Source organism: Streptomyces sp. NPDC029292, assembly GCF_055569295.1.
In genome coordinates this window covers 133,741-147,604 of sequence record NZ_JBVHXR010000012.1, presented here as the reverse complement: position 1 = coordinate 147,604, position 13,864 = coordinate 133,741, and the positions used below count along the sequence as shown (strand labels likewise).

Here is a 13,864-nt window from a genome sequence, read left to right as displayed (position 1 = left end):
GGAAAGCGGACCCGCATTGCGAAACGGTTACCCCCGATGACCACCCTCCTCGTTCTGGACGCCGAGCCCCTCCCCCGCCTCGGCAAGCTCACCGGGCGGGTGCGGATCGAGCACGCGGACGAGTCCACGCTGGCCGAGCTGCTGCCCCGCGCGGACGTGCTGCTCGTGTGGGACTTCACCTCGGACGCCGTACGCCGCGCCTGGCCCGGCGAGGGTCCCCGGCCGCGCTGGGTGCACACGGCGAGCGCGGGCGTGGACCATCTGCTGTGCCCCGAGCTCGCCGCGTCCGACACCGTGGTGACCAACGCGCGCGGGGTCTTCGACCAGCCGATCGCGGAGTACGTCGCCGCGCTGGTCCTCGCGATGGCCAAGGATCTGCCGAGGACATGGGACCTGCAGGGGCGGCGGGAGTGGCGGCACCGCGAGTCGCAGCGGGTGGCGGGCACGCGCGCGTGCGTGGTGGGTTCCGGGCCGATCGGGCGGGCGATCGTCAAGGAGCTCAAGGCACTCGGCATCACGACGGCCCTGGTGGGGCGCACCCCGCGCACCGGCATCCACGGCCCGGAGGAGCTGGACCGGCTGATGGCGCGCGCCGACTGGGTGGTGTCCGCGGCGCCGCTCACCGAGGCCACGTACGGCATGTTCGACGCGCGGCGCTTCGGGATGATGCAGCCGTCGGCGCGCTTCATCAACGTCGGGCGTGGGCAGCTCGTCGTCGAGGACGCGCTCACCGAGGCGCTGTCGAAGCGGTGGATCGCGGGCGCGGCCCTCGATGTCTTCCAGCACGAACCGCTCGGCCCCGACAGCCCGCTGTGGGACGTCCCCGGGCTGATCGTGTCGCCGCACATGAGCGGGGACACGATCGGCTGGCGCGACGACCTCGGCACGCAGTTCGTGGAGTTGTACGAGCGCTGGGAGGCGGGGAAGCCGCTGCCGAACGTCGTCGACAAGAAGCGTGGGTACGTGCCCGGACACTGAACTCCCTTTGGAGGAGCCGATGTCGGAACTCACCGAGCTGACCGCAGTCCAACTCCTCGACGGCTACCGCAAGGGCGAATTCAGCCCCGTGGACGCGACGCGGGCGGCCCTGGAGCGGGTCGACCGCATCCAGCCCGCGGTGAACGCGTTCGTCCGGCTCGACGCGGACGAAGCCCTCGCGCGGGCAGCCGAGTCGGCGGAACGCTGGCGGCGGGGCGAGCCCGCGGGCCTGGTGGACGGGGTCCCGGTCACCGTCAAGGACATCCTGCTGCTGCGCGGCGCCCCGACCCTGCGCGGCTCCAAGACCATTGACCCGCATGGCCGTTGGGACGAGGACGCGCCGTCCGTGGCCCGGCTGCGCGAGCACGGCGCCGTGTTCCTCGGCAAGACGACGACACCCGAGTTCGGCTGGAAGGGCGTCACGGACTCGCCGCTGTCGGGGGTGACACGCAATCCGTACGACGTCTCGCGCACGGCGGGCGGCTCCAGCGGCGGCAGTGCGGCGGCCGTGGCACTGGGCGCGGGCCCGCTGTCCCTGGGCACGGACGGCGGTGGCAGCGTCCGTATCCCGGCCGCGTTCTGCGGGATCTTCGCGCTGAAGCCGACGTACGGGAGGGTGCCGCTGTTTCCCGCGAGCGCCTTCGGGACGCTCGCGCACGTGGGGCCGATGACGCGGGACGCCGCCGACGCGGCGCTGATGCTGGACGTGATCAGCGGCCCCGACGCGCGGGACTGGTCCGCGCTCGGGCCGGTCGGCGGGTCCTTCGTGGACGCGCTGGAGGGCGGGGTGCGGGGGCTGCGGGTCGCGTACTCGCCCTCCCTCGGCGGGCAGGTCGCGGTCCGTCCGGCCGTCGCGGCGGCGGTCCGGCGGGCCGTGGAGCGGCTCGCGGGGCTCGGCGCGTACGTCACCGAGGCCGACCCCGACTTCACCGACCCCGTGGACGCCTTCCACACCCTCTGGTTCGGCGGGGCGGCCCGCGTGACCCAGCATTTCGGGCCCCACCAGCGAGAGTTGCTCGATCCCGGCCTCCGCGAGATCTGCGGCCTCGGCGCCCGCTTCGGCGCGCTGGACTATCTCGCCGCGGTGGACGTCCGGATGGAGCTGGGGCGGCGGATGGGCCGCTTCCACGAGTCGTACGACGTCCTGGTGACGCCGACCCTGCCGCTGACCGCGTTCGAGGCGGGCGCGGAGGTTCCCGCCCGGTCGGGCGTGCGCCGCTGGACGGGGTGGACCCCGTTCACGTACCCCTTCAACATGACGCAGCAGCCGGCGGCGACGGTCCCCGTCGGGGTGGACGGGGACGGACTCCCGGTGGGGTTGCAGGTCGTCGCCGCCCGGCATCGGGACGACGTCGTCCTGCGGACGGCGCATGCGCTGTACGAGGCGGGGGCCGCCGGGGTCGAACCGCCGGACGGGGTGTAGAGCGCGAGCCCTACGTCCGCCGGAACGACAGCGTCTCCCCCGACGCCCCCGAGCGCCACAGGTCGTTGCACGCTTCCGCCATCTCGTCCAGACCCTCCACCACCTGGCCCCACACGATCCCCGGCACCCAGCCCACATCCCCGTTGAGGAGCAGGTTGTTGCGCTCGTAGAAGAGGGCCAGGTCGACGACGGTCGTGCCAGGGCGTACGTCGGTGTCGTAGCCGTACGCCCGCGTGCCCAGTTCCGTGCCCGCGAAGGCGAAATAGCAGAGGTCACCGGGGATGGGCGTGACCGTCGGGTTCTCCAACGGTGGCTCCCTGTCCGCGAAAGGCGGGAAAAGGGCGTAGATCTCATTGCGTGCGTATTTCGCGTGGTAGACGTCGCCGCCCAGCGGGAGCGCGTCCCACACCGCCGCGCAGGTGAGCGGCGCCCGGTCGTCGAGGAGTCGTGCCGTGCAGTGGACGCCCCGCTTGAGCAGGGACACTTCGATATAGCGATCGGCCATGCACTCCATGGTCCCGCCGAGGTCAAGGGGGCCTCGGCGGCGGACGAGTGCGGACGGGTGCGGACGGGGCTCGAATTGATCTGAATACATCGCGTGGTCCCGGGTAGCCGCGCGGCCATGGCTCCACCACTTGGGAATGACGGGAATGACGCAGAGAAAGCAGCGATACGAGGGCCGAGTCGCCGATCGCTGCTCGCGGGCGTGTCCGCGCTGGGCGCGCTGGGCGCCGCCGGCTGCAGCCGGGTCGCGACGGCGGCCGACACCGAGGGAGGTGATCTGCTCGACCGGCTGAAGGCGCAGGGTGTCGTACGGCTGGGTATCGCGGGTGAGATCCCCTTCGGGTACATCGACAGGAACGGTGAGCTGACGGGCGAGGCGCCGGAACTCGCGAAGGCCGTCTTCAAGCGGCTGGGGGTCGATCGCGTCCAGCCGGTGCCGACCGAGTTCGGCTCGCTCATCCCCGGGCTCAACTCGCAGCAGTTCGACGTCGTGTCCGCCGGGATGTACATCAACCCCGAGCGCTGTGCGCAGGTCATCTTCGCGGATCCGGACTACCAGATGCTCGACGCGTTCATCGTGCGCAAGGGCAACCCGAAGGGGCTGCACGACTACAAGGACGTCGTCGCGAAGAAGGCCAAGTTCGCGACGGGGACCGGGTACGCCGAGATCCAGTACGCGGTCGAGGCCGGGTACAAGGAGAGCGACATCCTGATCGTGCCGGATCAGGTGGCCGGGCTGAACGCCGTCGAGGCGGGCCGTGTCGACGCCTTCGCGGGGACGGCGCTGACCACGCGTGAGGTGGTCAAGAAGTCCGGCAAGGCCGAGAGTACGAAGCCCTTCGCGCCGCTGGTGAAGGGCAAGCCGCATGTCGACGGCGGCGGCTTCGCGTTCCGGTCGCCGGAGACGAAGCTGCGGGACGCCTTCAACGTGGAGCTCAGGAAGCTGAAGGACAGCGGCGAGCTGTTCCGCATCCTCCAGCCGTTCGGCTTCACCAAGGCCGAGATGACCGACATGACCGCGAAGGAGCTGTGCCGCGGATGACCTCGGGACTCTGGGAACTCGTACTCAAAGGAATCTGGGTCACCGTCCAACTGCTGTTCTTCAGCGCCCTGTTGGCCGGTGCGATCTCCTTCGCCGTCGGGATCGCGCGCACCTCGCGGTGGTGGATCGTCCGCTTCCTCGCGGGCTTCTACACCGAGGTGTTCCGCGGCACCTCCGCACTGATCATGATCTTCTGGGTGTACTTCGTGCTGCCGCTCGCCTTCGGCTGGCAGCTCGTCCCGATGTGGGCGGGCACGCTGGCGCTGGGACTGACGTACGGGGCGTACGGCTCCGAGATCGTGCGCGGCGCCCTGAACGCGGTCGACCCGGCGCAGCGTGAGGGCGGGATCGCGCTCGGCTTCACCCCCTGGCAGCGGATGCGGCTGATCCTGCTGCCGCAGGCGGTGCCCGAGATGATCCCCTCCTTCTGCAACCTGCTGGTCGAGCTGCTCAAGGGCACGGCCCTGGTCTCCGTCATGGGCCTGGGCGATCTGTCGTTCAGCGCCAACCTGGTGCGGCTCGCGTTGCAGCAGAGCGCGGAGATCTACACATACGTCCTGCTGATCTACTTCGTGATCGCCTTCCTGCTCACGCGGCTGATGCGCGGTCTGGAGAAGCGGCTGAAGGCCGGGGTCGGCAAGGACCCCGGGACGGAGACGGCGGCGCGTGAACTCAAGCGCGCACAAACGACCGGCGTGGGAGCCGCGAGCGGAGGTGCCTCATGAAGTGGGACTGGAGCGCGGTCGGCGATTTCATGCCGCACTTCTGGGACGGGCTGCTGGTCACCCTGCAGGCACTGGCCCTCGGCTCGGTGATCTCCTTCGCCCTCGGTCTGGTGTGGGCGCTGCTGATGCGGACGCCGACGCGGTGGGTGCGCTGGCCGGTCGGGGTGGTCACGGAGTTCATCCGCAACACCCCGCTCCTGGTGCAGCTGTTCTTCCTCTTCTATGTGCTGCCCGAGTGGAACATCACGTTCTCCGCGCTGACCACCGGTGTCGTCGCGATCGGGCTGCACTACTCGACGTACACGATGCAGGTCTACCGGGCCGGTATCGAGGCGGTGCCCGCCGGCCAGTGGGAAGCGGCCACGGCGCTCAGCCTGCCCGTGCGGCGCACCTGGACCGCGGTGATCCTGCCGCAGGCGATCCGCCGGGTGGTGCCCCCGCTCGGCAACTACGTCATCTCGATGCTCAAGGACACCCCGATCCTGATGGTGATCACCGTGATGGAGATGCTCGGCGAGGCGCGGCTGTACTCGCAGCAGCACTTCCAGTTCACCGAGCCGCTCACGGTCATCGGCGTGGCCTTCATCCTCATTTCCTATCCGGCTTCCCTGCTTCTGCGAGCCCTGGAGCGACGTCTTGTCCGCTGATACGAAGAGCGACGTCTTGTCCGCCGATACGAACACCGAAGAGCTGATCCGCTTCGACAAGGTCACCAAGCGCTTCGGGGACAACACCGTCCTCGACGGCCTCGACTTCCGCGTCGATCCCGGAAAGCACGTCACGCTGATCGGCCCGTCCGGCTCCGGCAAGACGACGATCCTGCGGCTGCTGATGACGCTGACCGAGCCGGACGAGGGCACGATCACGGTCGCCGGGGAGCGGCTCTTCCCGGCGGGCGAGAAGCAGATCCGCGAGGTCCGCAAGAAGATCGGGATGGTCTTCCAGCAGTTCAACCTGTTCCCGAACATGTCGGTGCTCAGGAACATCACCGAGGCACCCGTCACCGTCCTCGGCCTGTCCAAGGACGAGGCCGAGGCGCGGGCCCGCGAGCTGCTGGACCTGGTGGGCCTCGCCGACAAGTGCGACGCCCGACCGACCCAGCTGTCCGGAGGCCAGCAGCAGCGGGTCGCGATCGCCCGCGCGCTGGCAATGCGGCCGCAGGTGCTGCTCCTGGACGAGGTGACGTCCGCGCTCGACCCCGAGCTGGTCGCGGGCGTCCTCGACGTCCTCCGTGACATCGCCCGCACCACGGACATCACGATGCTCTGCGTGACCCACGAGATGAATTTCGCCCGGGACATCTCGGACCAGGTGCTGATGTTCGATTCCGGCCATGTGATCGAGTCCGGCCCGCCCGAGAAGATCTTCAGCGATCCGGAGCAGGAGCGGACCCGGGAATTTCTCAGCGCGGTGCTCTGACTGCGAGAAGTGAACACGGCAAGGTGCGAGGTCCGGCTCATGGGGCATGCCCTATGTGCCATGACTTTGGCATATGCCAGGGTGGCGCGTTCCTGCTGAGAGGCTTGGAACGCGCCATCAATCTCGTCAACACACGCCCACAGCAAGCCCTTTGGTGGTTATCGTGGAGGTAGCCCGCTGTCCGGGCTGTGTCCTTTAGCCGTCTTGTAGCCGGGCCGAAAAGCGCAGGGGGAAACCGTGGCGCTGATGCACGAGCCGACCGCGCCGTACCACTCGGTCCAGGACGCCCTCCGCGTCCTGGAGACGGTGTCGCGGCACTCCACCGGTGTCACCGACGCCGAACTCGCCCGCCAGACCCGCCTGGGCACGGAGCGCCTGACCGCACTGCTGCGGATGCTGCGCCGGGAGGGGTACGTCGAGCAGGTCGCCGACGGTGCGTACGTCGCCGGCGCCGCCCTGAGCCGCCTCGGTTCCGCCCACGGGCGCGACCAGGCGCTGCGCGAGAAGCTCCAGCAGACCATCGACCGGCTGCGCGACTCGGTCGGCGCCGCGATCTACCTCAGCCGGTACGTCGACGGTGAGATCCACATCACCCAGTACGCCGACAGCCCGACGACCCCCGCGGTCAACGAGTGGGTCGACTTCCGCTCCTCCGCCCACGCCAGCGCGATCGGCAAGAGCCTGCTCGGCCAGCTCGACCTCAACGGCCGCCGCGATCACCTCGCCCGCCACAAGATGGCCCGCCTCACCTCGCGCACCATCACCAACGAACGGCTGCTCCTGTCCCACCTCGCCACCCAGCCGCCCACCGTGCCGGTGCTCGACCTCCAGGAGTACGCGGTCGGCACGGTCTGCGCGGCCGTCCCCATCACGGCGGGCTCCTCCGTCGGCTGCCTGGCCCTCTCCCTCCCGGTCGAGCACGCCCACCGGCTCCGGCAGGCGGCGGAGACACTGAACCGGGGCGCGGCCCCCGTACTGCTGTCTCTCGCCCTCTAGGTGGTCAGGAGCACCGCCGCGGACCAGGTAGTATTTCTTTTGTCGCCGACCGCGAGAGCGGTAGGCGGGAGTCATGCGCCGCTAGCTCAGTTGGTTAGAGCAGCTGACTCTTAATCAGCGGGTCCGGGGTTCGAGTCCCTGGCGGCGCACGCTAGTGATGGCGAGGCCGGTTCGCGGAAACGCGAACCGGCCTCGCCATCACTGTTTTCCGCGCGGCTTCGCCGCCCGTTGCCGGGGCTTCGCCACCCACACCCCCATTGATGTGCCTGAGGTGCGTGTCCGGGCCGGGCCGTCACCCCGCTCGGGGCCTCCTCCGGGGTGACCAGGGCGTGCTGTATGCGCCGGGCGCCCCCGTTCAGCTCCCCGAGACCTCGGCGCCGTCCCGCCGACCGCCGTCGTGCGCACCACTCGCCCCCGCCCCCTCTGCACCGGCCCCCCGGACCGCGTACAACCGGAGCAGGTAGATCCCCGCGACCGCGATGGCGACCCCGTGGGACCAGGCCACGACGGTGAGCGCCGAGAAGGATCCGAGGGCCGCCGACACGGCGATCATGCCGAGTCCGAAGCCGAGGTTCTCGACGGTGGCCGACAGGCCGAAGGCGTGGCTCCGCAGGGTTTCCGGGAGGGTCTGCAGGTGTGAGGTGTACGAGACCTCGGTGAGCCCGTCCGCAGCGCCCGCGACAAGGGCGATCCCGATCGTCGCCGCCAGCGGGAACCCGGCGAAGCCGAGGATGAACGCGGACGACATGACCACCGTGCCCAGGCCGAAGCCGAGCGCGCCGACGGACCGGCCACCGCGCTTGGCCCAGCGCTGGATGACCTGCTGTGCCAGCACGTTGCCGAGCGCCCAGAACAGCCAGAAGCGGCTGACAAACGCGGCCGGGTCGTCCGGGTCGAGGGCGCTCGAATAGACGGGCAGGGCCGCGTTGTGCGAGGAGGAACCGAGCGCGTCGACCGCGCGCAGGCAGACCATCAGACCCAGCGCGGGCACGGCGGTCAGCGCCGTCGCGGCGCCGAACACGCTCCGCTTGTCGCGGGGTTCACCCTCGGCCGCCGAGGACACGGCCTTCCGCTTCACCCCCGGCAGCCACCCCACCGCCCCCGCGCACACCAGGAAGCTCACCGCGTCGACGAGGAACGCGGCGGTGAAGCCCAGCCAGGGCACCAGCACGCCGGACGAGGCGAACCCGGCGACCATGGCCAGCGAACGCCCGCCCACCATCAGCGAGTTGGCCCAGCCGCGCCGCTCCGCTCCGACCAGGTCGGGGATGGAGCTGCGCAGCGCGACCATGAACACGGTGCCGCACGCGCCCACGACCGCGGACACGGCGAACAGCATTCCGGTGCGCAGGCCCCCGTCCGGCGCCACCGCCAACAGGAGCATGACACCGGCTTGGACGACGTTGGCCCACAGCATCACCGGCTTGACCTCGAACCGGGCCAGGATCCGCCCCGCGGCCATCCCGGCCAGGAACCCCGCTCCGAGCCGCACCGCCATGAACAGTCCCACGGCGAGCGCGCTGCCGGTGGTGGCGTAGACGAACAGGTTGAGCGCCACCATGTTGAGGAAGGTGCCGAACGAGGAGACGGAGTACCCGGCGACCAGAACGCGATAGGGCCCGTCTGCGCCCCCGCCTGTGACCCCGTCCGTGCCCCCGTCTGTGACCCCGCTCAGGCGACGCATGTTCCCTCTCCCCTCTTCCGTCTTCCGTCTTCCCTCGACACAGGCGTCCGGGTGCATCCTCCCCCGTGGGGCGACAGGGACTCCTCAGGCGTTCCTCGGGGGTTCCGCACCCCAACTAGCCGCGCAAATAGGCCAGTACGGCCAGCACCCGCCGATGCGTGTCCTGCGCCGGAGGCAGGTCCAGCTTCCCCAGGATGTTGCCGATGTGCTTGCCGACGGCCGCCTCGGTGACGACCAGGTGTCGCGCGATCGCGCCGTTGGACTTCCCCTCGGCGACCAGGCCGAGCACCTCGCGCTCGCGCGGGGTCAGCGCCTCCAGCGGATCGCGCCGGCGGCGCAGCAGCTGTCGGACGACTTCGGGGTCCACGACCGTTCCGCCCGCGGCGACGCGCTCCACCGCCTCCGCGAACTGTTCGACCTGCCCGATCCGGTCCTTGAGGAGATAGCCGACGCCGGTGCCGTCCCCGGTGTCGAGCAGCTCGGCGGCGTACGCGCGCTGGACGTACTGGCTGAGGACGAGCACGGGAAGGCCCGTGTTCAGCGAGCGGAGGGCGAGGGCCGCGCGCAGTCCCTCGTCCTGGAAGCCGGGCGGCATCCGTACGTCGGTGACGACGAGGTCGGGTGCGTGCGCCGCGACGGCTTCCGTCAGCGCCCGCGCGTCCCCGACCGCCGCGACGACCTCGTGTCCGAAGCGGCGCAGCAGCCCCACGAGCCCCTCCCGCAGCAGCACGCTGTCCTCGGCGAGCACGACTCTCAGCAAGGGATCTCCATACGCAGCACGGTCGGCCCACCGGGCGGGCTGTCGACGGCCAGTGTTCCATCGAGGACGGCCAGCCGGTCGGCGAGCCCGGTGAGCCCCGAGCCGCGGCCCGGATCGGCTCCCCCGCGCCCGTCGTCCCGCACTTCGATCCGCAGCCGCCCGTCCCCGTGCCGCCCGCTGATCCACGCCCGCCCCGCCCCACTGTGCCTGCCCACGTTGGCGAGCGCCTCCCGCACCGCGAAGTACGCGGCGGACTCGACGGATTCGGCGAGCCGCGGCAGCCGCACGTCCACCTCCACGGGGACGGCGGACCGGTCGGCGGCGTCGGCGAGCGCGTCCCCGAGCCCGTAGTCGGCGAGGACTTGAGGGTGGATGCCGTGGATCAACTCCCGCAGCTCGCTGAGGACTTGGTCCGCCTCCTGGTGAGCGGCGGTGAGCCGCGCCGCCAGCTCGGGCGGGGCGTCGAGACGGGCGAGGCCCAGCGTCATGCTCAGCGCCACCAGTCGCTGCTGCGCCCCGTCGTGCAGATCCCGTTCGATGCGCCGCCGCTCCGCTTCGAAGGCGGCCACCAGGCGGGCCCGGGACTTCGTCACCTCGGCGAGCCGCCGCTCGGCCTCGCGCGGGGCGAGCAGCAGCCGGGCGAGGGCGGCGCGGGCACGGGCGTACAGCGCGAGCGGCCACAGGAGGACGAGGAGGAGGACCAGCCCCGCCGCCGCGCACAGGAACGCCTGCCCGTACGACTCGATCAGCCACAGCTTGGCGATCCGGGTGTCGCCGCCGGAGAGCGCGAGCTGCACCGGCGCCCCGGCCAGGGCGCCGGGGATCCCGATCGCCGCCGCCAGGACCAGCAGGTCCAGCGGCCACAGCAGGTACGCGAGCAGCACCGCGTACGCCAGCTCGCGCCAGGTCGCCTGCTCGGCGAACCGGAGCCCGGCCCAGGCGGCGAGGCCCGGCTCGTCCGGGGTGCGATGGGGGTCGGTCACCGGCGCGGGGTCCACCAGCCGCAGCCGCCGCCGCTCCAGCGCCCCGACGGGTACGCCCGTCAGCGCGAGCAGCGCCAGCAGCGGCAGCCCGACGAGCACGGGCGTCAGCGCGGCACCGACGACGCCGAGCACCAGCAGCCCGCCGCACAGCGGGGCGCCGGCCAGAACGCCGGTGACGAGGTATCCGGCCGCGCGCCACGGCCCGACTCTGCGGATCATGCGGCCACGGTAGGCGGCGCCCGGCACCCGGGACCATACGAGCAGCGGGTGGACCGGGGGTGGGCCCAGCCCTACCTCGTCAGCAGCTCCTCGCGCCCTTGCGCCCGGTACCGCGCGACCAGCTCCGCGAGGTCCGCCTCCCCCAGCCTCCGGTACGCCGACTCCCCGGGCGGCCGCCACCACACCGGGTCCGGACACCGGAAACCCTCCCGCCGCAGCCCCACCCGGTGGATCTTGTTGGTGGCGGTGACGGGCATCCGCCGCACCAGCCGTACGAAGCGGGGTGCCATCTTGGTGCCCAAGTCCGGCTGGGAGAGCAGGAATTCACCGAAGGCCAACGGATCGAACCCGACCCCCTCGCGGAGCGCCACGGCCGCCATCACCTGATCCCCCGCGACCGGGTCCGGCACGGCATACACCGCCACAGCGGCGGCGTCGTCGTAGCGGGCGAGGATGTTCTCGATCACCGCGGCGGCGAGGTTCTCGCTGTCGACGCGCAGCCGGTCGTCGGTGCGGCCCGCGAAGTAGAGGAATCCGTCGCCGTCGCGGTAGAAGAGGTCTCCCGTCCAGTACCAGCCTCCCCCGCTCTCGGCTTCTCCCCCACTCTCGACTTCTCCCCCATTCTCGACTTCGCTCGAGCGGGGGGACCCCCATGAGCGGGGGGACCCCCATCGCTGCCGGGCTGCGTCCGCGGCCGGGTTGCGCCAGTAGCCCTCGAAAAGGTTGGCACCCCGGTTCACCAACTCCCCTATCGCGTCGCTCCCGTTGAGGAGGCGGCCGTCCGCGGCGAAGACGGCGGGCGGGCACTCGCGCCGGGTGGCCGGGTCGACCACCGCGAGGTCGTCGCCGGGCGCCGCCCGTCCGATCGCCCCGGGCGGGGTGCCGGGCGCCCACTGGATGGCCGCGCCGCCCTCCGAAGAGCCGTACCCCTCCACGAGGCGCACCCCGAAGCGCCGCTCGAAAGCCGCCGCGTCCACCGCCCCCGCCTCCGTGCCGAAGCCCATCCGCAGCGGGTTGTCGCGGTCGTCGGGGCGGGCGGGCGTGGCCAGCAGGTACTGCACGGCACGGCCCACATAGGTGAAGTACGTGGCCCCGCAGGCCCGCACGTCGGCGAGGAACCCCGACGCCGAGAACCGCCGCCGCAGCGCGACCGCCGCGCCCGCCGCCAGCGCGGGCGCCCAGTCGGCGATCACCGCGTTGCCGTGGAACATCGGCATGCAGATGTAGTGCGTGTCGCCCGGTCGCACCCCGAAGTGGTCGACGAGCGACTGCCCGGCGGCGGCGAGCCTGCCCTGGGTGCAGATCGCGGCCTTGGGGGCGCCGGTCGAACCGGAGGTGAAGTAGAGGAGGAGGCGGTCGTCCGGGGTCGCGCTCGAAGCGTCCGGCTTCGCGCCCTCGTACGAGGCGAGGAGCTCGTCGTAGGCGTCCGTGTCGGTCACCAGGACGCGTACGCCCGGGAGTTCGAGGCCGTCGAGCAGGGGCAGGTGGGCCCGCTCGGTGATCACGACACGGCACTCGGTGTGCAGGATGTCGCGGGCCAGTTCGGGGCCGCGCCGGGTCGGGTTGATCCCGGCGACGGCGGCACCGGCGAGGGCGGCGGCGCTCAGCCACATCGGGTACTCGGGAGTGTTGTCGAGCAGCACCCCGAGGTGCGGTTCGGCGCCGGGCGGGAGCAGGTCGGCGAACAGTGCCGCCCGCGCCGCCGCGCCCGCCGCCACCCGGTGATGGCTCAGGACCCGCCCCTCGAACCACAGCCCCGGCCGGTGGTCGCCCCACCGTTCCTGCACGAGCTCCGCGACGGTACGCCTCATGGACCCCATGGGGGCGCACGATAATTGACGTACCGTCAGATGGGGAGACCTGTGAGCCCGCTCCCTAGAAGTCGTCCCCCATGGCGTCCCACTCCGAGAAGAACCCGTGGGCCGCCACCATGAAGCCGATGCAGAAGACGACGATCACCGCGCAGAACACCAGCATGCCCACCGCGCCCGCCGCCAGCTTGCCCCGGCTCGGCTCGTGGGCCGTGGCCTTCTCGGGGCTCTCGGCGGTGTAGTGGACGGTGACGATGTCGCCCTCGACGATCGTCGAGGGACCGTTCCCCTCCTCGAAGCGGACCGTGCGGCCCTCGCGCGTCGTGAACTCGTAGACGTGGTGCAGCGTCGTCGTCACGGAGGTGTCGCCACCGCCGCCGCTGGTCGTCGTGTACGACCGCAGGCAGCGCGCCTCGGCGGTCAGTCCGCTGTTCCAGGCGCTGCGCAGCTCCAGCGAGCGGCGGATCACCTTGGTCGCCATGAAGAGGGCCACGGCCATGATCAGTCCGGGCACGGCATAGAAAAACACACTCATCGTGATCCCTCGATGTTCGGCAAAGCTCCCCGCACGCCGCGATGTTATGTCGACGTGCGGGGAACATACCCGCCGGGGACGGGGGTGCAGCTCAAGGGAGCCTCAGAACGTGACGTCCGCGCACGAGTAGAAGGCGTTCGCGGTGTCCGCGATCGTCCACACACCGAGAATGATGTGGTGTCCGCTCTTGCCCGTGGGCAGCGTGCCCGTGTGCGTGAGCGTCGAGGACGGGGGGCGCTGTCCGTTGTAGGGGATGGTCAGGAACGGAGTGGTCTCCAGGTCCGCGCGGGTCAGGGCGTGGTTCTGGTTCCAGCCGGTCTTGGTGACGAAGTACTTGAAGTCGGTCGTGGCGTGGATGGCCGTGAACTGCCAGCGGAAGGTGTAGCTCTGACCGCCGGTGACCTTGGTCGTCGGCCAGGCGGTGCCCGCGGGGGTCGTGGGCTGGTCGAGCTGACCGAAGTTGGTGTGGTTCGCGGAACAGATCTGGCCGTCGGCGGGACCGGCCGCCGGGAAGCCCTTCGGGCCCTCGACGCTCTGGGGCTCCCACTGGATGTCACCGCAGTTGGCGACGGTGCCGCCGTTGGCGGCGCACAACTTCTGCCTGCTGAGGGGCTGGTCGGTGTAGCCGTGGGCGCCCGCGCCGCCGGCGGAGAGCACGAAGGTGCCCGCCGTGACGAGGCCGATCACGGTCGCGTACAACTTGGCTTTCCTGGTCGTCCGTATGCGCATTGCTGCCGCTCCTGGAGGACGTGAGGGAGGTTCTCATGAGCCGTGCGCGCGATGTT

The 13,864-nt window shown here is 71.1% G+C and carries 14 protein-coding genes and 1 tRNA gene; 8 read left to right on the top strand and 7 right to left on the bottom strand.

Features of this window, described 5'->3' with window-relative positions; all coding sequences use genetic code 11:
* The first annotated feature begins 36 nt into the window (after positions 1-36).
* A complete protein-coding gene (locus ACZ4WS_RS25770; protein WP_467983756.1) occupies positions 37-978 on the top strand; it encodes a D-2-hydroxyacid dehydrogenase in 942 nt (313 codons plus the stop codon).
* 19 nt (positions 979-997) lie between these two features.
* Complete coding sequence (locus ACZ4WS_RS25765; RefSeq protein WP_467983754.1) at positions 998-2,401, top strand: amidase; 1,404 nt, start codon at positions 998-1,000, stop codon at positions 2,399-2,401.
* Between the two features lie 10 nt (positions 2,402-2,411).
* Here the strand turns inward: ACZ4WS_RS25765 and ACZ4WS_RS25760 are convergent, their stop codons facing one another.
* Positions 2,412-2,906, bottom strand: a complete 495-nt coding sequence (locus ACZ4WS_RS25760) for a DUF3830 family protein (protein ID WP_467983752.1) — start codon at positions 2,904-2,906, stop codon at positions 2,412-2,414.
* A gap of 117 nt (positions 2,907-3,023) precedes the next feature.
* Here ACZ4WS_RS25760 and ehuB point away from each other — a divergent pair, with 117 nt between their 5' ends.
* From ehuB to ACZ4WS_RS25730, 6 genes are all read left to right on the top strand, one after another.
* Positions 3,024-3,947: an ectoine/hydroxyectoine ABC transporter substrate-binding protein EhuB gene (gene ehuB, locus ACZ4WS_RS25755; RefSeq protein WP_467983750.1), complete on the top strand. Its 924-nt coding sequence runs from the start codon at positions 3,024-3,026 to the stop codon at positions 3,945-3,947.
* Positions 3,944-4,672 (top strand): ectoine/hydroxyectoine ABC transporter permease subunit EhuC, encoded by a 729-nt coding sequence (gene ehuC, locus ACZ4WS_RS25750; protein WP_467983748.1) that lies wholly within the window; start codon positions 3,944-3,946, stop codon positions 4,670-4,672. Before ehuB ends, ehuC begins: the two co-directional genes overlap by 4 nt.
* Positions 4,669-5,319, top strand: a complete 651-nt coding sequence (gene ehuD, locus ACZ4WS_RS25745; protein WP_327428965.1) for an ectoine/hydroxyectoine ABC transporter permease subunit EhuD — start codon at positions 4,669-4,671, stop codon at positions 5,317-5,319. The genes ehuC and ehuD overlap by 4 nt, the downstream gene beginning before the upstream one ends.
* A gap of 16 nt (positions 5,320-5,335) precedes the next feature.
* Complete coding sequence (ehuA, locus tag ACZ4WS_RS25740) at positions 5,336-6,091, top strand: ectoine/hydroxyectoine ABC transporter ATP-binding protein EhuA (protein WP_467983746.1); 756 nt, start codon at positions 5,336-5,338, stop codon at positions 6,089-6,091.
* A 237-nt stretch (positions 6,092-6,328) separates the two neighbouring features.
* Positions 6,329-7,087 (top strand): IclR family transcriptional regulator, encoded by a 759-nt coding sequence (locus tag ACZ4WS_RS25735; protein WP_467983744.1) that lies wholly within the window; start codon positions 6,329-6,331, stop codon positions 7,085-7,087.
* A 75-nt stretch (positions 7,088-7,162) separates the two neighbouring features.
* A tRNA-Lys gene (locus ACZ4WS_RS25730) sits at positions 7,163-7,236 on the top strand.
* Between the two features lie 206 nt (positions 7,237-7,442).
* On the opposite strand, the gene ACZ4WS_RS25725 is transcribed toward ACZ4WS_RS25730, so the two are convergent.
* The 6 genes from ACZ4WS_RS25725 to ACZ4WS_RS25700 form a co-directional block, all read right to left on the bottom strand.
* Entirely contained in the window at positions 7,443-8,648 is a 1,206-nt protein-coding gene (locus ACZ4WS_RS25725; protein ID WP_467984019.1) for an MFS transporter, read from the bottom strand.
* A gap of 238 nt (positions 8,649-8,886) precedes the next feature.
* The gene (locus ACZ4WS_RS25720) at positions 8,887-9,519 is read right to left on the bottom strand and encodes a response regulator (RefSeq protein ID WP_467984017.1); all 633 of its coding nucleotides are present in this window, start codon (positions 9,517-9,519) and stop codon (positions 8,887-8,889) included.
* Between the two features lie 5 nt (positions 9,520-9,524).
* Positions 9,525-10,733 carry a sensor histidine kinase gene (locus tag ACZ4WS_RS25715; protein ID WP_467983742.1) on the bottom strand — a complete coding sequence of 403 codons (1,209 nt, stop codon included), beginning with the start codon at positions 10,731-10,733 and terminating at the stop codon, positions 9,525-9,527.
* Positions 10,734-10,804: 71 nt separating this feature from the next.
* Positions 10,805-12,553: an AMP-binding protein gene (locus tag ACZ4WS_RS25710; protein WP_467983740.1), complete on the bottom strand. Its 1,749-nt coding sequence runs from the start codon at positions 12,551-12,553 to the stop codon at positions 10,805-10,807.
* 55 nt (positions 12,554-12,608) lie between these two features.
* Positions 12,609-13,079: a DUF3592 domain-containing protein gene (locus ACZ4WS_RS25705; RefSeq protein WP_467983738.1), complete on the bottom strand. Its 471-nt coding sequence runs from the start codon at positions 13,077-13,079 to the stop codon at positions 12,609-12,611.
* A gap of 102 nt (positions 13,080-13,181) precedes the next feature.
* Positions 13,182-13,808: a lytic polysaccharide monooxygenase auxiliary activity family 9 protein gene (locus ACZ4WS_RS25700; RefSeq protein WP_467983736.1), complete on the bottom strand. Its 627-nt coding sequence runs from the start codon at positions 13,806-13,808 to the stop codon at positions 13,182-13,184.
* Positions 13,809-13,864: the final 56 nt, after the last annotated feature.

Excerpts from the sequence above, each read along its gene's own strand:
- ACZ4WS_RS25770 (WP_467983756.1), top strand. The coding sequence starts at position 37 with ATGACCACCCTCCTCGTTCTGGACGCCGAGCCCCTCCCCCGCCTCGGC.
- ACZ4WS_RS25765 (WP_467983754.1), top strand. The coding sequence starts at position 998 with ATGTCGGAACTCACCGAGCTGACCGCAGTCCAACTCCTCGACGGCTAC.
- ACZ4WS_RS25760 (WP_467983752.1), bottom strand. The coding sequence starts at position 2,906 with ATGGCCGATCGCTATATCGAAGTGTCCCTGCTCAAGCGGGGCGTCCAC.
- ehuB (WP_467983750.1), top strand. The coding sequence starts at position 3,024 with ATGGCTCCACCACTTGGGAATGACGGGAATGACGCAGAGAAAGCAGCG.
- ehuC (WP_467983748.1), top strand. The coding sequence starts at position 3,944 with ATGACCTCGGGACTCTGGGAACTCGTACTCAAAGGAATCTGGGTCACC.
- ehuD (WP_327428965.1), top strand. The coding sequence starts at position 4,669 with ATGAAGTGGGACTGGAGCGCGGTCGGCGATTTCATGCCGCACTTCTGG.
- ACZ4WS_RS25725 (WP_467984019.1), bottom strand. The coding sequence starts at position 8,648 with ATGGTGGCGCTCAACCTGTTCGTCTACGCCACCACCGGCAGCGCGCTC.
- ACZ4WS_RS25715 (WP_467983742.1), bottom strand. The coding sequence starts at position 10,733 with ATGATCCGCAGAGTCGGGCCGTGGCGCGCGGCCGGATACCTCGTCACC.
- ACZ4WS_RS25710 (WP_467983740.1), bottom strand. The coding sequence starts at position 12,553 with ATGGGGTCCATGAGGCGTACCGTCGCGGAGCTCGTGCAGGAACGGTGG.
- ACZ4WS_RS25705 (WP_467983738.1), bottom strand. The coding sequence starts at position 13,079 with ATGAGTGTGTTTTTCTATGCCGTGCCCGGACTGATCATGGCCGTGGCC.
- ACZ4WS_RS25700 (WP_467983736.1), bottom strand. The coding sequence starts at position 13,808 with ATGCGCATACGGACGACCAGGAAAGCCAAGTTGTACGCGACCGTGATC.